Origin of the sequence: Agrobacterium bohemicum (assembly GCF_002896715.1) — a bacterium.
Classification (GTDB): domain Bacteria; phylum Pseudomonadota; class Alphaproteobacteria; order Rhizobiales; family Rhizobiaceae; genus Agrobacterium; species Agrobacterium bohemicum.
Genome location: NZ_PGEL01000027.1, coordinates 445,187 through 467,537, shown reverse-complemented (window position 1 = coordinate 467,537; position 22,351 = coordinate 445,187). Strand labels below are relative to the sequence as shown.

Below are 22,351 nucleotides of genomic sequence, written 5' to 3'. Positions count from 1 at the left end.
CGTTGGCATAGGAGTGGCCGCGCTCATCGAGTGGCGTTTCTGGAAGACATAGTTGCCTTGCGGGCGCGCTTTCGCGCCATGATGACCGGCCGGATTGCACGATAGCCGAGCAGGATGAACATCACCGAAAGATAGAAAACAGGCTCCAGCGTCAGGGATTTTCGTGCCAGCACGAAGTGGAGGACACCGGCGATCAATATGAAGTAGGACAGTTTGTGCAACGTGTTCCAGCGCGAGCCGAGACGCCGGATCGACCAGCGGTTGGAGGTCAATGCGAGGGGTATGAGCATGACAAGAGCTGCCATGCCGAACATGATGTAGGGNCGCTTGAGAATGTCAGAGAGAATGGAACTGAAAACGAGGCCACGGTCCAGTATGATATAGACCGCGAAATGCGCCAGGACATAATAGAACGCGATCAAGCCAAGTGCGCGCCTGTAAGCGATGAGGTTGACGTTGAACAAATCACGTAACGGCGTGACGACAAGGCCGATGCACAGAAAACGTAGCGCCCAGGTGCCAAGTAGATGCTCGAATTCCTTGACGGGATTAAAGCCCAGCCCACCGGTGGCTGCGAGGTAGAAGTACCAGACGCCCGGCGAGAGGCCAATAACATACAGCGCCGAGATGGCCGCTGGTTGATACCGTTTCGGCAAGGAGGGAAGCGAAAACGCAAACGCCATGGTCAGTAATTCGCTTTCAGATCCATGCCTGTATAGAGGCTCGCCACCTCGTCATAGCCATTGTACATCAGCGTTGGCCGTCTCTGCGTGCTGAAGAAACCACCTTCACCAATGCGTTGTTCTGTCGCCTGGCTCCAGCGCGGATGGTCGACCTTCGGATTGACGTTTGAGTAGAAACCGTATTCGCGGGCGTTTGAGTTCTTCCACGTGGTTTCCGGCTGCTTCTCCACCAACGAAATACGGACGATGGATTTGATGCCTTTGAAGCCATATTTCCAAGGCACCACGAGGCGAATGGGTGCGCCGTTCTGGTTGGGTAAGGTTTCGCCATAAAGGCCGACGGCGAGAATGGTCAGCGGGTGCCGGGCTTCATCCAGACGCAGGCCTTCCACGTAAGGCCAGTCGAGTGCCTGAAACAGCCCGGTTTGTCCGGACATTTCTTCGGGGCGGACAACCGTTTCAANGGATACGAATTTTGCGCTGCCCAGTGGCTCGACCTTATCCAGCAGTGCAGAAAGAGGGAAGCCGATCCAGGGAATGACCATGGACCAACCTTCGACGCAGCGCATGCGGTATGTGCGATCTTCCAGTGGATATTTCAGCAGGTCTTCAATGTTGAATTCCTGCGGCTTCCCGACGAGCCCATCCACTCTGATGGTCCATGGCGTAGGTTTGAATTTTCCAGCGTTTTCCTTGGGGTCTGACTTACCAGTGCCGAACTCGTAAAAATTATTATAGCTGGTCACGGCATCGAGCGGCGTCAACGGTTCATCCAGCTTGTAGGCGCCGGGCTTCGCAGTCAGAGGGGCTGCGAGCGCGCCGTGACCCGTGAGACCGACAGCCGCAAGACCAGCGGCAGTTCCAAGAAAGTTTCGTCTGGAAAGATAGACGCCGCGCGGGNTGATTTCAGATGATGGGATACGGGGCGGATGGTAAACGGGCATCAAAACCTCCTGCGGAGCTAAAGCGAACAAAAGCTATTCAATACCCATTACGTAGAACGCGTAAGAGAAGTTTCTCGTGACGAGTAAAAAATATTGAAAGCATGTCGCGCTCTGTGGGCGGCGGATTTGCGACGAAGATCGGCAATGCCTGAAATAATATGGAAGCTATCGGTAAACTCTGCGAGAGGGTGTGGCGCGCTTCACAAAGCGCGCCACAGATCGTTTTNATGTCAGAGAATCAGGCGGAACTTCGCAAAGCCCTCTGCGCCATCTCCAGCTTCCTCGATCTTCGCGCCCTTCACGTCCTTGGCGTACTGGCGTGCCTTCGGACCAGTTTCGAAGATTGCCGTTGTGTTGGCAACGGGCGCAAATGACCAATTGTCGTCGGCAGCTGGATTGATGGTACCCTGGCTGATGATGTAACGCACGATGACATCGCGGTTTGTATCCGGTGCGACGAAGATGATCTTGTCGGCCGCGATCCCTGGAAACTTGCCCCCGCCGCTGGCGCGGTAATTGTTCGTCGCCACCACGAATTTCTGTTCGGGGTCGATTGGCTTGCCTTCGAATTGCAGGCCGACGATGCGGTTGCTGTCAGGGTTGATCGACTTGCCGTCCTTGTCGAACTTCGGTGGCTTCGACACATCGATCTGATAGGTCACGCCGTCGATGACGTCGTAATTATAGGACGGGAAGTCATTGTTCAGCAACGGTGCGTCCTTCGCACCGGCTTCCACCATCTTGAACATGCCCGCCGACATCTCCAGCCAGTCTTTCACCTGCGCCCCCGTGATCAGCACGGCCTGAACGGTGTTGGGGTAAAGGTAGAGGTCGGCAACGTTCTTGATGGCAATGTCACCGGCGGGGACATCCGTGTAATAATCAGCCCCCCNACGTCCGCCAGACTTGAAAGGGGCAGCCGCTGAGAGCACAGGCAAGTCCTTATACTGGCCTTCCTTCAGCATGTCCTTGATGTACCAGGTCTGGGCGTTGGATACGATCTGTACGGATGGATCATCCGCGACCAGTGCAAANTAGGAGTAAAGCGGCGCGGATGTCTTGCCCACGGGGCGGCGGACATAGGCGAGGGTGGCTTCGTGATCCGTCTTGACGGCCGCGATGATCTCCGGCTTGTCCTTCACGTCGGCGACGATCTTGCGGTTATCGTCGCGGTGGTAGATCGGGCGCGCTTCGGTGGTGAAGTCCACGATCTTCCAGTTTTNGCCATCTTTTNCCAGCAGCAGGTCGATGAGGCCCATATGGGAGCCCCAGAAACCGGCCATCACAGCGGGCTTGCCCATCAACGTACCCTTGACCGGATCGGCACCTTCGATACCATCCCAGGTCTTGGGGCCTGGGAAGACGAGATGCTGGTGGCCGGTGAAGACGGCATCGATGTCTTTGACGCCGGCCAGATAGAGCGAGGCATTTTCCATACGGTCGCTCTGGCCCTTGCCTTCGATACCCGAATGCGACAGCGCGATGATGATATCGGCACCCTGTTCCTTCATAACCGGAACCCAGGCCTTGGCCGCATCGACGATATCGCGAGTCTGCGCCTTGCCTTCGAGATTCTTGGCATCCCACATCATGATCTGCGGTGGCACGAAGCCGATAATGCCGACCTTGACCGGGCTGGTGGCGCCAGAACCGTCCTTGATCTGCTTTTCGAGGATGACGTAGGGCTTGAAGAAAAGGTCATCCTTCTTAGGGTCGGAAGCGAGCTGGCCCTTTGTCAGGTTCGCGCAGACATAAGGGAAGCCGGCTCCGCCCAGCGAGTTGAACATGAAGTCGAGCCCGTAATTGAACTCGTGATTGCCAAGCGTTCCGCAATCGTAACCCAGCATGTTCATGGCATTGATGACGGGGTGCTTGTCGCCCGCCTTCATGCCGCGCTCGTAAGCAATGTAATCGCCCAGCGGGTTGCCCTGAAGGAAGTCGCCATTATCGACCAGCATGGAATTTCCGGCTTCTGCGCGGATGGAATCGATGATGGAGGCTGTGCGCGCCAGACCCAGCGTGTCGTTTGGCTTGTCGGCATAATAGTCATACGGGAAGACGTGGACGTGAATATCCGTTGTTTCCATGATGCGCAGATGGGCTTGATTGCCCTGCGCGCGAGCTGCAAAGGGGTGCAGCATGACGAATGCGGAGGAGGCGGCAATGCCCCCNAGCAGAGAACGGCGGGTAATGGGGTGGAGGCCGATAAGCGAAGACATGGAAACACCTCGAATGAATTCAGGCTGTGCGAAATGACCGCAGCCTAGAGCGAATTATTGAGGAGTCCATCATCAAAATAACAGGGTTATGACTTGTCCCTGAATTTTAAACCGTCCGGTAAAAANTAATTTCATCGTGCCAGTGTCGGCTTTACGTCTTCATGGAAAAAGCGGAAGTATGAGGAAAGCTGTGCCAATGTGTTTGTCGAAAGCTTCAATTGCAGGCCAAGGCGGTTCATGTGCTGCCATTGCACCGTACCTTCTATGAAACCGAGATCGTCGCTCTGGACCTTCACGCGGCTTCCTTTGGCCGCAGCAAAAGAGCCGTCGAGCTCCAGCGCCATGCCGGTGGCCGAAAGGTCGACCACGCGGCCCCTGACTGACTGATTGAAGTACTGGACTGTACCGTAAATGCGTGTCTGGCTGCGGCCTGCGCTTCGATTTTGCATGTTCAGATGACCGGTCATGTGGCGCTCCCCAATTGTCTCCCGTACCAGACTTGCACGGAAGATTTGAAACGCATTTATGATTTNCGGTAAANTTACGTGCAATTGCCGTTTCAGATACGGTCTATTCGGCACTGATAACAATTGTTGCGGGCTGAGCGGACATGCACATAAGCGATGTCTTCTCTGGCAAAAAGCTCTTGCGCATATCTGGATATCCCGTCGGTCGGCGTAACCGCACCCGTGCCGTAGACGATGCGGTCATTGAAACCGTAGCCGCGAACGATGTAGTCCAGGCTCTCGAGCATGGGTGGTAAAATTTCGCTTGCTTCATAACGGCTGCACGCCTCGGCATGAATAAAAATCGGTCCGGTTTCGGCAAATGGCTGCAGCTTCGGAAATGGGCGGTAGGCCAGGAGAAGCATGGCTTCGCCGTCCTCTATCTGACCAAGGCAAACACGGCAGGGGTAGGTTCCTGTCGCGATTGAGCGCTCCGGTTTCTGGCCGTTGGCATCCGGGTTTCCATTGCGAAAGGCTTCCGCATCTTTGGCAGTCATGGCGGTAAATACGATCTTGGTCATAGCGGCTCCCTTGCGTTGCTTGTTTGTCGCTATGCCTTTCAAACATTCGTGTATCCACCCGTTTCTTGCGTCAGCAGGCAACTACCCCATTGCTTGTGCCGTTCAGTTTAGCGATCAATCAAACGTCCTCATTTNGGAAAGTTGACGTAAATGCTGCGCAGGTTGATGACCGCTACCCTGGTCACCGTTTTTTCTTTCACGATACCTGCCGCCCACGCGCAAACAGCGCCTGCGCTTGATGATTTATCCGACGAACAATTGCAGCAGACGGTGAATTTCGTCATCGGAAACGCGATTTTCAGCCTCTACCACGAGGCCTCGCGGATGCTGATTTCAGATTTTTCCCTGCCCGAAACGGGAGCTGTAAANGACACCGCCGATCAACTCTCGGCTACGATGATGCTGGAGGCGAATGAGGAGTGGCTTGATACGGCCATCGTCAATGCCACCGACAGCTGGTATCTCGCCCGCTCTGCGCAGGCTTTGCCGGAGCATAACACGCCAATTTATTCGGCCCTTGTTCCCGACAAGACGCGTGACAGCCAGATGGCCTGCCTGATGGTGGGCAAGGATGCCGGTGGTTACGGTGATCTGGCTGATATGATGGGACTGCCCAAAGCTGAATGGAAGGCGTGTGAAGCGGCCTATCCGCAAACAGTTGCCTACTGGAACGAAACGCTGAAGCCCCATGCCGCCAAAGCTGGGACCACGAAATTCGTCACCCGTTACGAGCCTGCCCGTGATCCGTTTTTGGATATTTACGCGACCATCGTTAAAGAATCGAAGGTACTGGATCTCATTGCCCGCAGCTTTAGCGCCTATGATCTCAAAGGCGAGGTCAAGCTGACGNCGCGCGCATGTGGAAGACCGGATGTCTACTGGTCAGCTGAAAAGCGCGAAATCACCTATTGCTATGAAATGGCCAAGTTCCACGGAGAGCTTATCGCCGCTCATCTCGCGGCTGGTGGTGCGGAGAAGGAAAGCGAGCCCGCCAAGGAAATTCCGACAGCAGTGAATATGGGGCAGGAATTGTAGGTTTTNGCTGAAGCATTATCCTCGGGACCAGCCCGAGGATAATGAAGTCAAGAGGTTAGCCCCGTCTTGAAATTTCCAGAAATTCGCTGTCCGTCAGCGGCTCGATCCATGTCTCGTAGGTGCTGACGGGCGAAAAACCCATCATTNGGTAAAGCTGAAGCGCGCGTGGGTGGTCGAGCGTGTTGGTGGAAACCGTGACCCGCTGCGGGTTGTCCTGCCATGCCTGATATAGAGCTTGCAGCAGGAACCATTTGCCCACGCCTGCACCGATGGCCTCTTCCATTAGGCCGAAATAGGAAAGATCCGTGACATCTTCGCTGGTTTTGAACAGTTCGAAGAAGCCAGCCGGGGCGCCGTTCATGTAGAGAACGGTCACACAGCTTCTGGGATCACGCAGAAGCGTTGTCAGTTCGGCATCGTTCATGCGCATGCGCGCCTGCCAGTGCCAGCGTTTTCCAACGCGCCAGTATAGATAGCGATAGAAATGCAGCGGTATATCAGTCGTGCGCATGATCGCGGTCTGGATGTTGACCGGCACAGCAAGGCTGACCTTGGGCGCGGACGTCATTTCCAGCTGGGTGACATTCGCCTTGATTGGCCCTTGCGGCGGCGTCGGCACGGGTTCGGCAGGGCCGGTGGCAATGGCAGTGTCAGGCTTCGATCCCCATTCTGCCCATGAGCCGTCATAGAGCGAATTATCGGTGTGACCGAGTGATTCCAGCGCAAGTGTGATGACTGCCGCCGTCACGCCCGAACCACAGCTGGTCACAACAGGCTGGGTCAGGTCGATGCCCGCATCTGATATCATCTTGCGGATTGTTGGCAGGTCTTTGAAGTGGCCGTTCTCGGAAANGGCGGTGGCGGGCAGATTGCGTGCACCCGGCATATGGCCAGAGCGCATGCCAGCGCGTGGCTCTGCTTCCTCACCGGTGAAACGACCGGCGCCGCGTGCATCGGCAATCTGATCTTCGCCCCCGTCCACGAGGTACAGCATACGAGAAANCGAGGTGACGCGCTTGGCATCAAANTGGGGCTCGAAGCTAGCGGGCTCGATGCGCGGTGTACCTGCTTCCACCGGCTTGCCTGCAGCCTTCCAGCCATCGAGACCACCATCCAGCACATAGACCGTCTCAGCACCCATCACGCGCAGCATCCACCAAACGCGTGGCGCGGAAAAGAAGCCCGGGCCGTCATAGACGACGATCGTGTCACTCTCGCCAAGCCCAAGCTTCCCAACTTCATCCGCGAAAAATTGTGGTGAGGGCAGGGAGTGGGGCAGGCCGGTATTGTGGTCGGCAATTACGTCCTGATCGAAGAAGACCGCGCCGGGAATATGGCCCGCTTCGAATTCTTCTTTTCCGTTTCGCTTATGCGCAGGCAAATACCAGGAGGCATCGACCAATCGAAAATGTGGGGTGCCAAGCTGCTGCTCAACCCAGTCCGCCGAAACGACGAAACGGCTCTTATCCGTGCTCACGATAGTTCTCCCAGAAATCAGGCGGATGTTTCGGGTTTACCGAAACGAATTCGGAAACGGCGATTCTCCTTGCCCTTCTTTTCGATCTTGGCGATGTGGATTTCGCCCACTTCTTGCGTCTCGGCAACATGAGTCCCTCCGCAAGGCTGGCTGTCAACAGCGGAATTTTCGCCAATGCAGACGAGGCTGACACGCCCCAGACCAAGAGGCGGGCGGACGTTCTTAGATTTGACGATATCGGGATTGGCTGCGAGTTCTTCATCCGTGATCCATTTCAGGAAAACGGGGTGGTTTTCTTCGACCAGCGCCATCAGTTTGGCGGTAACCTCGTCCTTGTCGATGGTATCGGACATATCGAAATCGACGCGCGATTCCTCTTCGCCAACGGCTGCTCCAGTAATCGGCCACGGACAAACGACGGACAGCAGATGGCAGGCGGTATGCATGCGCATCAGCTTGTAGCGACGGGTCCAATCGACTTGCAGCGTCAACTTTTCCCCAATGTCAGGAGACGGCTGTCCCTCGGTGGGGACATGGATGATGATGCTTTTGTCTGCACCGTGCTTGGTGGCTCCAAGGAGGATACTAGAGCCGTCGGCTCTTTCGAGATAACCGGTGTCACCGGGTTGGCCGCCGGAGGTGNCATAAAAGCAGGTCTGATCCAGCTCTATGCCGCCGTCCTCATGGACCTTTGTCACCACCGCTTCGCATGTGGAAAGATAGAAATCGTCACGAAACAGGGCATTCACAGGCATATGGGCATCGACCTCAAACAGTTTCGTACGGGACCGAGACCTCTCGCTTTNCCAACAACCATGTCGGTAAGGGAAGTCCCTTGGACCGCAGGAAATCAGGGTTGAAAAGCTTCGACTGATAGCGGTTGCCGTAATCGCAAAGTATGGTCACGATTGTATGCCCCGGACCGAGGTCGCGGGCAAGCCGAATTGCACCGGCAACATTGATTCCGCTGGAACCGCCCAAGCAAAGACCTTCCGTCGTGACCAGATCATAAACAACCGGAAGAGCTTCGGCATCCGGGATTCGATAAGAAAAATCCGGTTCGAACCCTTCAAGATTGGCGGTAATACGACCCTGGCCGATGCCTTCGGTGATGGAGGAGCCTTCGGATTTCAGCGCGCCGTTCTTGTAGAATTCGAACAGTGCGGCACCCTCGGGGTCGGCGAGTCCAATCTTGATGTCGGGGTTGAAGTCTCGAAGACCATCAGCCACGCCAGCCAACGTACCACCAGACCCGACAGCGCAGATGAAGCCATCGACTTTACCGTCCGTCTGGTCCCATATTTCCGGTGCCGTCGTTTCAATGTGAGCCTGCCGGTTGGCAATATTGTCGAACTGGTTTGCCCATACCGCACCGTTAGGATCGGTAGCCGCCAGTTGCTTTGCCAAGCGGCCGGAAAGCTTCACATAGTTATTGGGGTTGGAATAGGGGGCAGCCGGAACCTCGATCAGCTGCGCGCCCAACAACTTGAGCGCGTCCTTCTTTTCCTGGCTTTGCGTTTCAGGAATGACGATGACCGTCTTATAGCCCAACGCATTGGCAACCAAAGAAAGGCCAATGCCGGTATTGCCTGCCGTGCCTTCAACAATGGTGCCACCGGGGCGCAATTGTCCACGACGCTCCGCATCGCGAATGATGTAGAGTGCCGCTCGATCCTTAACGGACTGGCCGGGGTTCATGAATTCGGCCTTGCCGAGAATTTCGCAACCCGTCGCCTCTGATGCCGCGTTAAGGCGGATGAGCGGAGTATTTCCGATTGCGGTAAGCACAGAGGTATGAATGGTCATGATTGGCCTTCTCGTTCAGTCCGCGAATAGATGCCGTTATCTCCTCGCCTCTGCCCGTTGTGACAAGAAATTTTCTTCCAGTGAACGGGGGCGACACGCAAAATTTTACTGATACCCCGTTTTACCCACTTTTCTTGATCGTCGAGTAGGCCGCAAGAGCCCGTTGTCGGGACTGGTTGTGATCGACAATCGGTTTCGGGTAATCCTTGCCTAGCCCGACGCCTGCCTTTCGTAAGGCTTCCCCCGGCGCATCGAACGGCTTGTGAATGAACTTCCTGTCGAGTTTGGATAGCTCTGGTACGAAGGTTTTTACATATTCGCCGTACGGATCAAACTTTTCTCCCTGAAGGATAGGGTTGAAAATGCGAAAGAACGGCGACGCGTCCGCACCGGAGCCAGCGACCCATTGCCAATTGGCCGCGTTAGATGCTGGATCTGCGTCCACCAGCGTATCGCGAAACCATGTCTCTCCCTCACGCCAGTCGATCAGGAGGTGCTTGATGAGGAAAGACGCCGTGATCATGCGTACACGATTGTGCATGATACCGTGCCTCCAGAGCTGGCGCATGCCGGCATCCACGACAGGATAGCCTGTCATGCCTGTCTTCCACGCGTCGAATTTTGCCGTATCGGTTTNCCATTCGAAAGCATCGAAGCTGTCATTCCAGTTCTTTGTACCCAGTTTGGGGAAGTGGAAANGAAGATGGTAACAGAATTCGCGCCAGACGATTTCCTTGCGAAAACGGCTTAGATCGTGGGACGGAATGTTGTGCGGGAGCCCGCGCGTTGCATGCCAGACTTGAGCAGGTGATATTTCGCCCATTGCAAGGTGCGGGGACAACATCGACGTCGCGGGCTTGGCGGGAAAGTCACGGCCTTCCTCATATCCTTTCAGGGAGGTGTCGATAAAAGTTTCGAGTTTTTCCGCAGCACTTGCTTCTCCCGGCGCCCATACGTCAGAGAACTCCTTTGCCCAATCCGGCTTCGTCGGCAACAGCTTCCAGTCTTTGAGCTCTTCTGATTTCGGCCATCTGGAGGGGGATGCCAGTTTGGACGGCGCGGACAGCGGCTCGTCAGGTTCGTCACCTGCTTCGATCGCCCGCCAGAACGGCGTGTAGACGCGGTATGGACCACCCGTTTTTGTCTTCAGTCTGGATGGTTCATGGATGAGATGCCCTGCAAAGCTTTCGACTTCCAGTCCCTCATCGCGAAAGTTCTTTTTGATGTTGCTATCGATCTCTATCCCTTGCGGATCATAACGACGGTTCCAGAAAACGCTGGTAGCTCCGGTGTCGGATACAAGTTTTTNCAGGACTTTTTCCGCATCGCCACTGAGCAGGATCAGCTTGCTGCCAGCCTTTTCCAGTGCTGCGGACAATGCTTCCAGAGAGTGGTGCAGCCACCACGCTTGAGCCCCTCCAAGTGCACCGGTTGAACCGTTATTCTCATCTCGGATATAGACTGGAATAACGGCCCCGCCATGNTCGACCGCAGCTGAAAGCGCATGGTTGTCTGCAAGACGTAAGTCCTTGCGAAACCAAAGAATAACGGGATTTTTATTGTCAGCCATATGTGCACCGGGTTCACTTCAGGTTGAATGATTGTTGAAGAGCTTTGTTCCCGCAACGTGGTTATAATAAGCCAATGAAATAGAACCGGATTCGGGAGAAGAGTAATTGTATCTTGAAACCAAAACAGGCGGAACCATATGCCGGGTTCAACGTTAGTGGCGGGTTAATTGAGTATGGAAGTCCAATCAATGATGCTGAACGACGTCAAATGGGAAACTCCAGTGGTTATCTCTCTGGAAAACGGTGCCCCCAGAACTTTCAGTGGCGCTTACGAAGCCTTCGATTTTTNGCAACACGAATGGCCCAGCCGTCAGGGTAAGGTCTACGAGCAGGCGTTGAGATTATGCCGGGCGTCGTTGATGGGTAGCGTCGGTGGCGAGATAGCTCGCACCGCATTCGTCGAGGCGAGCCGCGACGCACATTGCCTCGTTGAGACACACAAACTCGCATCCTGATCGCTCCGCCCATATTGCCAAAGCCACCCGCTTCACCACGGGTGGCTTTCGTGTTTNCAGATATTGATTTNCCACTAAAAATGCCCAAAACCAATGTTTCGTAGAAAAATTTTGTAAGGTTTTGGTAACTTTTGTTCTAATTTTTGCCTATATCTCGTCAAATTGTCGCTGAATTAGGCGATTAGATCAAAACTCGGCAGCGACGGGTAGCCAAGGTTACCGTCTTCCACTGTTACACTTTGAATATGCACATCTGGACTTCTGACGGGGCAGAGGCGAAGTCCGTGTGCTTCTAAAGGGCGAGAATTTGAAAGTAACTGCGTACGTTCTGGCCGCTGCTCTTTGCGCGGCTTTCACTGCACCTGCATCTGCATCGGCTGGCATGCTCAATCAAGCGGAACGATATTCCGGACTTCACGAAGGAAAAAACAACAAAACGCTGAAAGCGATTCTCGGGGTCAATCCTCGCAAAACACCTTGGTGCGGACATTTTCTCAGTGTTGTGGCAACAAAGTCTGGAAGAGAGCCACCAAAGTCCTCGGCAATCGCAAAGTCCTGGACATCCTTNGGTTACGCCGTTCCAACTGCGGCCGCGAAACCCGGAGATGTCGTTGTTGTCAGAACCGGCAAGCGCTACCATGCCGGTATCTTGAAAAGCATGGGCAAGGGGACTGCCCAGATTTTGGGTGGAAACCAGTCGGGGCGCGTTCAAGTGTCAAATTTCAGCCGCAAATCGATCGTTTCGGTTCGCCGCTAAGCTCCAGTTCCAAACTTAAGGCTGCTCGCGTGTTCCGGGAGCAGCATCGCGCTGGTCGTCATCTTCCAGATCAGTTGCGACGATGAAGGCATCCTCATGCTGACGTGCCGCCTGACGNCGCGCCCGCAGATTTATCGCCTCGTCTGGATCGATCTCTTCGGGATCGCCCTTCAATTCACGTTCAGTGTGAAAATCTGCGACATCCTTGTCATCGATATCGAGCGGTTTTGTATGTTTATCGTCCATGTCAGAACTCCTTAGTTATCTTTAGATAACGAGGACGTGCACCGCGAAGTTCCGTGCAGGATTGTTGTATCCGGCAGGAACAAAATATTGCGTCTGATGGTTTCTTTCCCAACCAACCTGATGGGAGAAGCAATATGTCATCTGACCGCGAATCTGAAATCCGCAAAAANGCTTATGAAAANTGGGAAAGTGAAGGTCGTCATGAAGGCAATCACGATCGCCACTGGGCGGAAGCCGAACATGAGTTGAACACCGACTTAGAGGATGGTTCCCAGCCTAATGATGGCAGGGAATCTCCTGCAGCTGAGTCCCTTAACAACGAGCGAGCCACCACGCACGATGCAGACGCCGATGCTGATCTGGAAGAGGGCTTGGAAGATAGCTTCCCTGCGAGCGATCCAGTGTCCGCCACCTCCACGACGGTATCCGGCGGGNCAGGCAAGAATAGGAATTCCGCTAAATCGCGTTAAAGAAAGTGGCGTCTTGCTTCAACAAGACGCCATTAATTTTTNCTGATCCACCATAGCAGCAGAGCGACACAAAGCAGCGCCGCTGGCCAAAAATCGGTTGCTTGATCCCAGGACCAGTTCCAGAAATAATACCCTTCCAGATGAGGCGGTTGCATATGCACCGACACCTCGTAGTCACGCTTCTCACGTCCATGAAAGTGACCAGCGGCGAAGGCCAAACCAACGATAACCGCATCGCGCCATTTAACGAAGCTGCGCGCTAGCAGCGATACTATCGCAGCCATGATGATGGCTTCGAGCATATGACCGGCCCAATCCCAATCACGCTGTATCAGCGCCCAATCAATATGCATGACACAATCCTGTTGTGACGAAGGTGCTATGGATATCTGTAGATGCCATGAGATTTTGCAGCGATGACGTTGCATGTCTTCGTGCAACATAACCATTCCAACTCTTTAGAAGAAATGGCTCCCCGGGCCGGATTCGAACCGGCGACCTGTCGATTAACAGTCGAATGCTCTACCGCTGAGCTACCAGGGAACGTGCGCTGCTTGGCGCGGTGTGAGCGGGGTAATACAAATGCTTTTACGATTTGCCAAGCGGTTTTTNCAAAAAAANTGAATTCCTCTTGTTTTATCCACTGAAGTCCCCATTTNCCGGGCATGTTGATCTCAAAANTAATTGGCACAGCAGTTCCGGCGAGGGGCATATTGAAATGACTTTTGGTCTTCACCCCCAAACAGGTCGTCTTCATCTTGGCAAATGGAGCATGCCGATGCCGCGGTCGCGAGTCGGGCGCATTGTCATCGGTGTTTTGCTGATCATCGGTGGGCTGCTCGGGTTCTTACCCATTCTCGGTTTCTGGATGGTGCCGTTGGGGCTTTTGGTCCTTTCGCAGGATTTGCCCTATGTGCGGCGCCAGCGCAGACGCTTGGCGGTTTGGTGGGCAAGGAAGCGGCGCGCCAGGGAAGCGCGCCGTGGAGGCATTACGCGCTCGTGAGAGAGTTGCTGAGCCCCTGTCCGGCCCAGAACGCTCCATAGCCCAACGCTGCGAAGTAAATCATAGTCAGAATCAGGAAGAGATAGCCGCCCAGGACGGTCGCTCCGTCGCGCTGAATCATGCCGGCAGAGAACAGCAGGATTGCCACGCCAGGCAGCGTATTGGAAAACGGCACAAANCCGAGCGGCATCATCAGCAGAATGCCTGCAACCATGATGGCGATGCCATTGACCCGCGCCACGATGGTTCCTGTGGTAAAAGCCGGCAGACGAGGGCGCATGTAACGGTCCAGCTTCGAAACGATGCTCACGCCCTTCTGTAAAGCAGGAACAAGCCGCGCGGTTTCCATCTGCTTATCCAGAATGCGTTTGGGCAGCCAAGGTAACCTGTTCAGCGTGATTGCCAGGCTGATCATGACGATTGCCGCGCCAAACACCGTGCTGACGCCGGGAATTGACACCGGAATAAGAAAGGGCAAACAGGCTATGGCGCACATCAACAACAGCCCTTGCTCGCCAATTGCTTCCATCAATTCACGCAAGGTAATCGTTTTTCCGCTCAAATTGCCAATAAGCCGTTGCAAAACAGCGCTGAGGCTTTCGGTCGTATCCGTGAAGGTAAAATTCTGCGACATGCTTTATCCCGAAGCTATTTCAATTCGGGATAGATAACATTCAAGAAATGTCACGCCTATGGCAAACGCAACCGCTTGCGGCAATTGCGTTCACGCCGTGATAGTCTGAAGCGTTGGCATCACAATTCCTCAGTGCGAAACCCAGGAGCTGTATGCCCCCGCCAGAAGCACCAGGAAAAGAAGTCCGATGATGAATGGGTTTAGCGAAGTAACGAAGCCGACATAGTCCATAACTATTTCCTCCTCCATGTATCCCGCTTGCATTCTACATCCGATGCACGATCTTTACTAGTATAAGTTGATTTTATGCTGCGTTGCACCACTGGCAAGCTAGGCATGCTGAAANCTGCCGCGACAGCTGATGTTGCGTTGCGGTCGTTGTTTTGTCGGCATGCCTCAATATCGCCCCGCAACATTTGCCATAGCCGATAGGTGAGGTTAAATCCGATCGGCGAAGGGGTGCGAAATGCTCAAAGGATTATACGCTTGGACGATGGCGCTTGCGGCGAAAAAANCGGCCGTCTGGTGGCTGGCCATCGTCGCGTTTGTCGAAAGTTCTGTTTTCGTCGTTCCCGCAGATGTGCTTTTCATACCCATGGTTCTGGCGAGGCCGAAGCGTGCCATGTTTTATGCGTTGGTGGCGACTGTTGCATCCGTTCTGGGGGNTATAGCAGGTTGGTACCTCGGTCATTATGCGTTTGAGAGCATCGCGCGGCCCATTCTGGAGTTTTATGGCAAGCTCGACAGCTTCGAACACCTCAAGGCCTCCGTGGATTATGAAACGATCCTGCTGCTGCTGGTAACGTCAGGGATCGCCCACCTGCCACCGATCAAGGTGGTGACTATACTATCGGGCGCGGCCAACATCAGCCTCGGTCTTTTCATCCTGTCAGCGGTTGTCACACGCGCTGCCCGCTTTTTCATTCTCGCCGGGCTGCTTCAGCGTTATGGTGAACCGATCAGGCATTTCATTGAAAAGCGCCTCGGCATGATCGCCGCTTTTGTCGCAGCGGCGTTGATCGCCGTTTACGCCACTTATGTCTTCGTCCGGTGACAGTGAAGCCTCACATCTGACCGTTCGGCAACCGGGCCAGAGCATCATTCAGCGTAGTGTCAGCATTCACCTTCATTTNCCTGTCAGACGAACAGGAAANTATGATGATACGCAATATTTTGTTTCGCGGTGTTTTGTGGCTTGTTGCTGCTCCATTGGCCTTTGGTGTCTATTTCGGCGTTCTGCAAATGTCGGGAAATTTCCATGAGGTCATCGCAGGGCAACTGTACCGCTCCAGCCAACTGACAGAAAAACAACTATCCGATTACGTCACGGCAAACGGCATCAAGACCATCATCAACCTGCGCGGTGAAAATGGACAGTCCGCATGGTATCGAAACGAAACTGCGACAGCTGAGAAGCTCGGAGTTCAACACGTCGATTTTGGAATGTCGGCTTACAAGCAACTCGGACCGGAGCGCGTGGCGAAACTCATCCAGATCATGCGGGATGCGCCAAAGCCCATCCTTCTCCACTGCAAGTCCGGTGCCGACCGCACAGGCCTTGCCGCTGCCATCTACGTCAACCGCGTAGCAGGGATGAACGAAGACACCGCCGAACAACAGCTTTCCATCTGGTTTGGCCATGTCGGCATCCCGTATCTGTCATCTGCCTATGCGATGGACAGAACATGGGAAGACATCGAAGGCACTGCCAGCGTTCCGGCCCAGATCGTTTTATGAGGCTAGATCGGCAAGCAACAGCAAACGGCACAAGCCAGTTTCATTCGTTTTCATATTTNCGGGAGATCGAGATATGGGGGATATCTCGGGAAAAANTGGTCGGAGCGGCGGGATTCGAACCCACGACCCCTTGACCCCCAGTCAAGTGCGCTACCGGGCTGCGCTACGCTCCGACACAGGAAATGCGTTTATATAGATGGCTCTTCATGCGCAAGCGGAAAGTTGCAGCGTGGAGAAAAACGCCGGTAGAACAGATTTACGAGGCCGATAAAGATCGCAATGCTCTCATAAATGCTCGCTGAGGCTGTTTTTGAAGCAAAGTGAACAAATTTTACTCAAANTGAGTGCCATGATCTTGCCGTATTTNCGATAGCGTGTTTCTATGCGAATGCCCTGACTGGAGGGGTAAAAGGTTGAGACCCGCCAACTGCTGGTGGGACAGCGGCGGGTCTCCCATTTTCTTCGACGTTATGTCTCGATGTCTATTCTCGGCCATGTGAAGTAATGGAACTTGCTTCCGACTGCGCCGAAGAAGGCACTCTCGCCAGTCATTGCATCCAAGTAGCTTCCATCCGGATCCTTGGCATAGGAAAAGCCGTCCGCGCGCTTGACACGTTGCTTCAGGAACTCACTCCAGCCGATAGCATCTATTCTTTCGCTCTGGTTTTGTCGTGGCCGGATGGCGGCGACGTCCCAAGCCGGGATAACAACTCCATCGATCGGATCGAAAACCTTAAGAACGCCAGAGGTCAGTGCCTGTGACATGGCTTTNCCCTGAAGGGCGCTTGCCGGGTCAACCGCCAATTCGGCAAGCCAAGCCTTGAGAGTTTCCATAAAGGTGACGACCGCACTGTCGGCCTCGGCTTCGCAATTGCCAACTTGCGGAACAAGCGACAGAGTTCCCCTTGTTTCAGGCAGAGCAGGGNCGTCCGTGGTGGTCACAGGGAGCGAAACATGCGGGTCTTGCGAGGTGATGAGTGCAGCGGGCTCTGGATACTCCTGCGCCACCTGCTGCTGCTTCTCAATCGCTTTTAGCGCGAGTTCTGTAGAAATAAGCTGTACGTGAGAAACGAGTCTCGAGACCATCGCCAACGATTTCCTGATCTACGCATGTCGCATCTCATCTGCGCCACCGCTTTCGCTTCCTTGAAGCGAGCATTCTTGTTGGCCTTCTCTCATGAAANGACCGGTTTCTGTCATGTAAAAAANCTGACACAAACCGGTCTAAATTTCTCAACCTGCGCGAAGCTTGAGACGATCAATTCTCCTGTACGGAAACTCCGTTGGGTCCGATGTTCATTTCGATACCCGTAGGCTTGCTTTCCTCGTGCCACACATAGGCACCAACGCCCACGAGGGCGACGATGAGCGCACCGATAATGAGGTAGAGGTTGTTTGTCTGAGTCATGGAGTTCCCCTGTGTAAAAATCTGCATCAACCAAACGCATGAAATCGCAAGAGGTTCCGCGACGTTTAGTAGGCGTTTTCGGATTTGAGCAGGCGGATTGGTGTCAGAACCAAGATTTTCAAATCAAGCCAGAGAGACCAGTTCTCAATGTAATAAAGATCATGCGCCGTGCGGTTTTTGATCTTGTCCCCATGGTCGATCTCGCCACGCCATCCATTGATTTGCGCCCATCCGGTAACGCCGGGTTTAACCTTGTGACGTGCAAANTAATGCTCGACGACCTCAGTGTATTTCAGATCCCCTGTTTGCGCATGGACAGCGTGGGGGCGTGGGCCGACAAGCGAAAGGTCGCCTGCAAGAACATTGAACAGCTGTGGAAGTTCATCGATAGAAGATTTGCGAAGGAACCGGCCAACCGGCGTGACACGTGGATCGTTTTTGGTCACGGCGTTCTTGGCCGTAGGATCGCTCATATCGGTGTACATGGAACGAAACTTCCAGACGTTGATGGTTTCGTTATTAAAGCCATGCCTTTTCTGCTTGAACAGAATCGGACCTTTGGACGTACTTTTCACAGCAATCGCCGCGCCCATCATAATCGGCCAGAGCAAGGCAATGCAAAGCACGCTGAATACGACGTCAAAGGCGCGCTTGGCCACCGAGTCCCAGTCACGCAGTGGTTTGTCCATCACATCAAGCATCGGCAAGCTGCCGATGTGGGAATAGGAGCGTGGACGAAAACGCAGCTTGTTGGCGTGTGCGGCAATCCGGATATCGACCGGAAGCACCCATAGCTGTCGAATAAGCTCCAATATGCGCGCCTCGGCGCTCATCGGGATAGAGATAATCAACATGTCGAGCTTGGTCAGGCGAGCGAATTCGACCAGTTCTGCGAATGTGCCAAGTTTGGGATAGCCGGCAACCACTTCGGGAGAGCGTGCGCTTTNCCTGTCGTCGAAAATGCCGCAGATGCGGATGTCGTTGTCATCATGTTCCAGCGAACGAATGAGATCCTTGGCCGCCTGACCACCGCCGACAATGACCGCGCGCCGTTCCATAACGCCGTTACGGCCCCAATGCCGCATAACAAGCTCCACAATGACCCGCTCGATCAGGATGAAGCCGGCGCTTGCTCCGTACCATCTCCCCCAAGTTTGCCATGAGTAGCTATCCCNTGGCAAANGAGCTGCGGTCAGGAAGACGGTGAGAGCAAACGACGCCAAAATCGACGCCTGAATTCGTGGCATCGATTCCATCGAGCGGCGAAGGGCAGGAAGCTGGTAGGAATCTGCGATTTGCAACGCAATGGAGCAAAGGGCACCGTTCCAGAAGCAGATCGCGATCAGTGCCACCCGCGAGCCAAATGCATCCGGGGCTTCAAACGCGTTGATGAGTATCCCGAGAAGCGTCAGAATCACGAAATCAAAAAGTCGCAACTGGCCGATGACAATGTTAGGCGAATGACTTGTTGCGCGGAGTTGATTCGCGACTTGCAGCGCCAGAGGGTTGAGCTTGACAGCTTCACGCTTTTTTNCGCCGCTATTCCCAAAATTGCGGGAAAGCTTCTTGCGTAAAGCGTCCAGATCGATCGGGTCGTTTTCGCCGCCGGTCTTGCTCATCGTGTCTTTCCGCAGTCTTCAATGCTGGTGATCTTACAAAGAACTTACTAAGAAACGCTTAGGCTAAAGCGCCTGAAAGCATCTCTTTCCACCAGCATGCAGTGTATATATGCCTTTTCTAAANCTCACAATGGCGTTTTCATAGGGCAACTGCTTCTCGGCGTGGATTCGTGAAAAAANGGGGGGCGGGATACGCAATACTTGTTTACCCGCAGCTGTGAGCCGTTAGGCTGCGGCGTCATTGATGCCGCGCTTTCAGGCTGTAAACCTAATAGAAAATCGTTGTGGGTGAGTTGCTGTGTCAGAGTAGGTTGCGGTTTAGAAGAAGCGTTCACGGACATAGATCGTATCGCCGGCGATAACCGGAGCCGATATGATGATTCTGCCGGTCAGTACATTGGCGTTGATCTTGCGAGTGACATCTACGTCGCGCTGATTGGCACGAGATGTGAAGCCGCCAGCTATGGCAATGGCGTTTTGCGCGGTCATGCCGGGTACGTATGAATATTGGCCCGGTCTGCCGACCTCACCCATGACGAACACAGGACGGTAACGATCGATTTCAATCGTCACGTCTGGATTTTTGAGGAAACCCTGTCTCAGCTTTTGCGCGATGCCCGACTCAAGCTGAGCGACAGTTTTGCCGCGTGCAGCAACTTGTCCCACCAACGGGAAAGCGACATAGCCAGCCTGATCGATCGTATAGGTGTTTGTCAGGCCCGTCTGATCGAAANCGTTGACGCGCAGACGGTCTCCGCTATCGAGCCTATAGGGTTGAAGCGCTGCCTCGTTGAAGGCGCGGGGTGCTGGCTTGTAAGCCGAGCAACCGGTCAGCATCGCTGCAAGAACGATGATCATGGCGGTTATTAAACGTTGGGCAGCGAACGTCATCCGCAATCATGCTCCAAAGACATTTCTTCATTCGCTTATCAGGCCTTCATGGTTAATAGCCGGTAAACAAATGAATTTTCGATGTTGCTTTGATATGTTTTCGTTCGCGCGTGGGCCGAGTTTAACGCTTGCGTTACCGAAGGATAGTACAGTCTCCGTCGACATTGACCTTGTTATTTCCAAACGAAACAGAGAAATTCCGTGACCGAAAATGCTCCTCATGAAGATGATTTCGATGACGTAGCAGAAGATCGCTTCAGCCTTTCTGTGAATGGCGTTGCGGATTTTCTCTCAATGCGCGGTGCAAAGCCGACCGTTTCGCTACTTTCACCCAGTGGCGATGATGGATCAACAGCCAGCGTCATGCTGGCCAGATCCATTGCAGAGCTCGGTCGGTCTGTTGTGTTGGTGGACATGACCGTTTCCGGGTGCCCGACGCAGTTGATGGCGCAGGAATCCGAGCTTGCTGGCGTTTCCGATCTCTTGTTTGGCGACACGCCTTTCGGTGAAACCATCCATCATGACCGTCTTTCGAACGCTCATCTGGTGCCGCAGGGCAACGCACCTCCAATTCACACGGCGGGTATTCTGGAGCGGCTGACAATGGTCCTGAACGCACTTGCAGATACCTACGATACCGTTCTTCTGGAGTTCGGTGCCGCAGACATGGAGGGCGTCACGAGGTTGTTGAAATATATTGACGCAGAGATCGTCGTGTCTTTGCCAGATGGAGACGGCCAACTGGCAAGTGAAACGCTTCTGGAGTTACGGACACTCGGATATTCCAATGTCGTCATAATGAGCGGCTCGCATGTGGCTGATCGAACTGCGGCCTGATCACTATTTTTGCTGCTTGTGGCCCGCCATCCACTTGATGACGAGCATTGCCGGCAGTATCCAAAGCAACCCGGAACCCACGAAATATGCGAGATGCACCCACCATGGTTGCGTAGCCAGTGCCGCCGAAGCAAAACTGGTGGCCACCACCGCATAAACCACCACCAAACAGATGATGACGATGGTGCCGATGAATGATTTGAGGCGCGTGGGCATGCCATATTCCATTTTCTGAATCTTCGGTTCACTTATACAGCCGCGACCCAATGCCGCAAAGCTTTATGCCGAAGGGTAGGGCCGTGAGGGCTTGTTTTGCACGGTCTGTTGTTGCAAACCAAGGCAATGACTGGTGGAGTGTCAAGAATGCAGGCGAATACGATGGCTACGGCTGAAACTTCTGTCGAACAGCGCCGTGCGGCGTTGGATAAACAGGAAAACAACCGTCGCCTTCTGCGCATCTGGCTACGTGTGGTGCTGTTTACGCTTTTCTGTCTGGTGCTGGTTGGGGGCGCAACGCGCCTGACCGAATCGGGCCTTTCCATCACGGAATGGAAACCGATCCATGGTGCGATTCCCCCCNTTTCCGTGGCAGAGTGGGAAGAGGAGTTCCAGCTTTACCAACGCATTCCGCAATATCAGGAAATCAACAAAGGTATGTCGCTAGGGGAGTTCAAGACCATCTTCTGGTGGGAGTGGGCGCACCGGCTTCTGGCACGTGCGATAGGCCTGATCTTCGCGCTGCCGCTGGCCTATTTCTGGTTTACGGGGCGCGTCGAAAAACGATTGAAGCTGCCTTTGGTGGGCCTGTTGGCGCTGGGTGGCTTTCAGGGTTTCGTCGGTTGGTGGATGGTGTCTTCCGGCCTCGTCAACCGCACGGATGTCTCGCAGTATCGCCTCGCTACGCATTTGACCATTGCTTGCCTGATTTTTGCGGGGTGCATGTGGATTTTACGTGGTCTTTCCCTGCATTCGACAGAAGCTGCAAATGAAAAAANGGGCAGGGGCTTTGCTGCCTTGCTCGCGTGTCTCTGTCTGTTCCAGATCTATCTTGGCGCGCTTGTTGCGGGTCTCAATGCGGGGCTTTCTTATAACACATGGCCGTTGATGGATGGCTCGCTGATTCCGGGCGATTTGTTTATTCAGCAACCCTGGTGGATCAACCTGTTTGAAAACCCGAAGACTGTGCAATTCGTGCATCGTCTCGGTGCCTACGTGCTTTTCGCAATAACGCTCTGGCATATGGTCAGCATGGCGCGTTTGCTTCCCAAAACGCCGCATGCGCGCCGATCCGTCTTGTTCTTCGTCATGGTCTGCATACAGGCGGCACTTGGAATAACGACGCTGCTCATGCACGTGGACATCCACGTCGCCCTGGCACATCAGGGCATGGCACTTCTGGTGCTGGCCTTTGCGATTGCGCATTGGCGCGGTTTTATCGGTGAGTATCCGCTCACCGTACAGGCTGAGCTCAGGGGCTGATCTTATTGAAGGACGCCGTCTACAGAAGGCTGGCTGCGACATTGACAAAACGA

Annotated in this window: 25 protein-coding genes and 2 tRNA genes; 9 read left to right on the top strand and 18 right to left on the bottom strand. The window is 54.2% G+C overall.

All coding sequences use genetic code 11. From position 1 onward, the window contains the following. Nucleotides 1-23: 23 nt before the first annotated feature. The 5 genes from msrQ to CUC55_RS17685 form a co-directional block, all read right to left on the bottom strand. Complete coding sequence (gene msrQ / locus CUC55_RS17705; RefSeq protein ID WP_067643665.1) at nucleotides 24-683, bottom strand: protein-methionine-sulfoxide reductase heme-binding subunit MsrQ; 660 nt, start codon at nucleotides 681-683, stop codon at nucleotides 24-26. A 2-nt stretch (nucleotides 684-685) separates the two neighbouring features. Next, nucleotides 686-1,627, bottom strand: coding sequence for a protein-methionine-sulfoxide reductase catalytic subunit MsrP (gene msrP / locus CUC55_RS17700; protein ID WP_103088674.1), 942 nt, complete (start codon nucleotides 1,625-1,627; stop codon nucleotides 686-688). Between the two features lie 230 nt (nucleotides 1,628-1,857). After that, the gene (locus tag CUC55_RS17695) at nucleotides 1,858-3,846 is read right to left on the bottom strand and encodes a bifunctional 2',3'-cyclic-nucleotide 2'-phosphodiesterase/3'-nucleotidase (RefSeq protein WP_103088673.1); all 1,989 of its coding nucleotides are present in this window, start codon (nucleotides 3,844-3,846) and stop codon (nucleotides 1,858-1,860) included. 131 nt (nucleotides 3,847-3,977) lie between these two features. Then, nucleotides 3,978-4,313: a PilZ domain-containing protein gene (locus CUC55_RS17690; RefSeq protein ID WP_067643655.1), complete on the bottom strand. Its 336-nt coding sequence runs from the start codon at nucleotides 4,311-4,313 to the stop codon at nucleotides 3,978-3,980. Between the two features lie 92 nt (nucleotides 4,314-4,405). Further along, entirely contained in the window at nucleotides 4,406-4,873 is a 468-nt protein-coding gene (locus tag CUC55_RS17685) for a DUF1203 domain-containing protein (RefSeq protein ID WP_067643651.1), read from the bottom strand. 150 nt (nucleotides 4,874-5,023) lie between these two features. On the opposite strand from CUC55_RS17685, the gene CUC55_RS17680 reads away from it, so the two are divergent. Continuing rightward, nucleotides 5,024-5,908: a DUF4344 domain-containing metallopeptidase gene (locus tag CUC55_RS17680; RefSeq protein WP_103088672.1), complete on the top strand. Its 885-nt coding sequence runs from the start codon at nucleotides 5,024-5,026 to the stop codon at nucleotides 5,906-5,908. Nucleotides 5,909-5,963: 55 nt separating this feature from the next. On the opposite strand, the gene sseA is transcribed toward CUC55_RS17680, so the two are convergent. The 4 genes from sseA to CUC55_RS17660 all read right to left on the bottom strand — a co-directional run bounded on the left by sseA (nucleotide 5,964) and on the right by CUC55_RS17660 (nucleotide 10,761). Beyond that, complete coding sequence (gene sseA / locus CUC55_RS17675) at nucleotides 5,964-7,385, bottom strand: 3-mercaptopyruvate sulfurtransferase (protein WP_103088671.1); 1,422 nt, start codon at nucleotides 7,383-7,385, stop codon at nucleotides 5,964-5,966. Between the two features lie 17 nt (nucleotides 7,386-7,402). Beyond that, complete coding sequence (locus CUC55_RS17670; protein ID WP_103088670.1) at nucleotides 7,403-8,140, bottom strand: alanyl-tRNA editing protein; 738 nt, start codon at nucleotides 8,138-8,140, stop codon at nucleotides 7,403-7,405. 13 nt (nucleotides 8,141-8,153) lie between these two features. Next, nucleotides 8,154-9,191, bottom strand: a complete 1,038-nt coding sequence (locus CUC55_RS17665; RefSeq protein ID WP_103088669.1) for a cysteine synthase A — start codon at nucleotides 9,189-9,191, stop codon at nucleotides 8,154-8,156. Nucleotides 9,192-9,312: 121 nt separating this feature from the next. Further along, the gene (locus tag CUC55_RS17660; protein ID WP_103088668.1) at nucleotides 9,313-10,761 is read right to left on the bottom strand and encodes a cryptochrome/photolyase family protein; all 1,449 of its coding nucleotides are present in this window, start codon (nucleotides 10,759-10,761) and stop codon (nucleotides 9,313-9,315) included. Between the two features lie 189 nt (nucleotides 10,762-10,950). Between CUC55_RS17660 and CUC55_RS17655 the strand changes: the two genes are divergently transcribed. Further along, a complete protein-coding gene (locus tag CUC55_RS17655) occupies nucleotides 10,951-11,217 on the top strand; it encodes a DUF982 domain-containing protein (protein WP_170063910.1) in 267 nt (88 codons plus the stop codon). 382 nt (nucleotides 11,218-11,599) lie between these two features. Then, complete coding sequence (locus CUC55_RS17650) at nucleotides 11,600-11,974, top strand: TIGR02594 family protein (protein WP_103088787.1); 375 nt, start codon at nucleotides 11,600-11,602, stop codon at nucleotides 11,972-11,974. 15 nt (nucleotides 11,975-11,989) lie between these two features. Here CUC55_RS17650 and CUC55_RS17645 read toward each other — a convergent pair whose 3' ends face one another. Next, the gene (locus CUC55_RS17645; RefSeq protein ID WP_067643631.1) at nucleotides 11,990-12,220 is read right to left on the bottom strand and encodes a hypothetical protein; all 231 of its coding nucleotides are present in this window, start codon (nucleotides 12,218-12,220) and stop codon (nucleotides 11,990-11,992) included. Nucleotides 12,221-12,354: 134 nt separating this feature from the next. On the opposite strand from CUC55_RS17645, the gene CUC55_RS17640 reads away from it, so the two are divergent. After that, on the top strand, nucleotides 12,355-12,690 hold the full coding sequence (locus CUC55_RS17640; RefSeq protein WP_103088666.1) for a DUF2934 domain-containing protein: 336 nt from the start codon (nucleotides 12,355-12,357) through the stop codon (nucleotides 12,688-12,690). A 32-nt stretch (nucleotides 12,691-12,722) separates the two neighbouring features. On the opposite strand, the gene CUC55_RS17635 is transcribed toward CUC55_RS17640, so the two are convergent. Continuing rightward, on the bottom strand, nucleotides 12,723-13,043 hold the full coding sequence (locus CUC55_RS17635) for a hypothetical protein (protein WP_103088665.1): 321 nt from the start codon (nucleotides 13,041-13,043) through the stop codon (nucleotides 12,723-12,725). Between the two features lie 115 nt (nucleotides 13,044-13,158). Then, nucleotides 13,159-13,233, bottom strand: a tRNA-Asn gene (locus CUC55_RS17630). A 175-nt stretch (nucleotides 13,234-13,408) separates the two neighbouring features. On the opposite strand from CUC55_RS17630, the gene CUC55_RS17625 reads away from it, so the two are divergent. Then, entirely contained in the window at nucleotides 13,409-13,693 is a 285-nt protein-coding gene (locus tag CUC55_RS17625; protein ID WP_067644240.1) for a hypothetical protein, read from the top strand. Here the strand turns inward: CUC55_RS17625 and CUC55_RS17620 are convergent. Then, on the bottom strand, nucleotides 13,680-14,327 hold the full coding sequence (locus CUC55_RS17620) for an exopolysaccharide biosynthesis protein (RefSeq protein ID WP_067643623.1): 648 nt from the start codon (nucleotides 14,325-14,327) through the stop codon (nucleotides 13,680-13,682). The two genes, CUC55_RS17625 and CUC55_RS17620, sit on opposite strands and share 14 nt — an antisense overlap. Before the next feature lie 466 nt (nucleotides 14,328-14,793). Here CUC55_RS17620 and CUC55_RS17615 point away from each other — a divergent pair, with 466 nt between their 5' ends. Beyond that, a complete protein-coding gene (locus CUC55_RS17615) occupies nucleotides 14,794-15,381 on the top strand; it encodes a YqaA family protein (protein WP_103088664.1) in 588 nt (195 codons plus the stop codon). A 104-nt stretch (nucleotides 15,382-15,485) separates the two neighbouring features. Continuing rightward, nucleotides 15,486-16,064, top strand: coding sequence for a fused DSP-PTPase phosphatase/NAD kinase-like protein (locus CUC55_RS17610; RefSeq protein WP_067643617.1), 579 nt, complete (start codon nucleotides 15,486-15,488; stop codon nucleotides 16,062-16,064). 96 nt (nucleotides 16,065-16,160) lie between these two features. Here the strand turns inward: CUC55_RS17610 and CUC55_RS17605 are convergent. The 4 genes from CUC55_RS17605 to CUC55_RS17585 all read right to left on the bottom strand — a co-directional run bounded on the left by CUC55_RS17605 (nucleotide 16,161) and on the right by CUC55_RS17585 (nucleotide 19,982). After that, a tRNA-Pro gene (locus CUC55_RS17605) sits at nucleotides 16,161-16,237 on the bottom strand. A gap of 1,085 nt (nucleotides 16,238-17,322) precedes the next feature. Continuing rightward, nucleotides 17,323-17,472, bottom strand: coding sequence for a hypothetical protein (locus tag CUC55_RS17595; protein WP_103088786.1), 150 nt, complete (start codon nucleotides 17,470-17,472; stop codon nucleotides 17,323-17,325). A 65-nt stretch (nucleotides 17,473-17,537) separates the two neighbouring features. After that, nucleotides 17,538-19,091 carry an undecaprenyl-phosphate glucose phosphotransferase gene (locus tag CUC55_RS17590; RefSeq protein WP_103088662.1) on the bottom strand — a complete coding sequence of 518 codons (1,554 nt, stop codon included), beginning with the start codon at nucleotides 19,089-19,091 and terminating at the stop codon, nucleotides 17,538-17,540. Between the two features lie 318 nt (nucleotides 19,092-19,409). Beyond that, nucleotides 19,410-19,982 (bottom strand): polysaccharide biosynthesis/export family protein, encoded by a 573-nt coding sequence (locus CUC55_RS17585; protein WP_103088661.1) that lies wholly within the window; start codon nucleotides 19,980-19,982, stop codon nucleotides 19,410-19,412. Between the two features lie 201 nt (nucleotides 19,983-20,183). On the opposite strand from CUC55_RS17585, the gene CUC55_RS17580 reads away from it, so the two are divergent. Beyond that, entirely contained in the window at nucleotides 20,184-20,819 is a 636-nt protein-coding gene (locus CUC55_RS17580) for a tyrosine-protein kinase family protein (RefSeq protein ID WP_067643606.1), read from the top strand. A 3-nt stretch (nucleotides 20,820-20,822) separates the two neighbouring features. Here the strand turns inward: CUC55_RS17580 and CUC55_RS17575 are convergent, their stop codons facing one another. Continuing rightward, nucleotides 20,823-21,035, bottom strand: a complete 213-nt coding sequence (locus CUC55_RS17575) for a DUF2842 domain-containing protein (protein ID WP_067644237.1) — start codon at nucleotides 21,033-21,035, stop codon at nucleotides 20,823-20,825. A 162-nt stretch (nucleotides 21,036-21,197) separates the two neighbouring features. On the opposite strand from CUC55_RS17575, the gene CUC55_RS17570 reads away from it, so the two are divergent. Then, on the top strand, nucleotides 21,198-22,298 hold the full coding sequence (locus CUC55_RS17570) for a COX15/CtaA family protein (RefSeq protein WP_210200688.1): 1,101 nt from the start codon (nucleotides 21,198-21,200) through the stop codon (nucleotides 22,296-22,298). The last annotated feature ends 53 nt before the right edge of the window (nucleotides 22,299-22,351 follow it).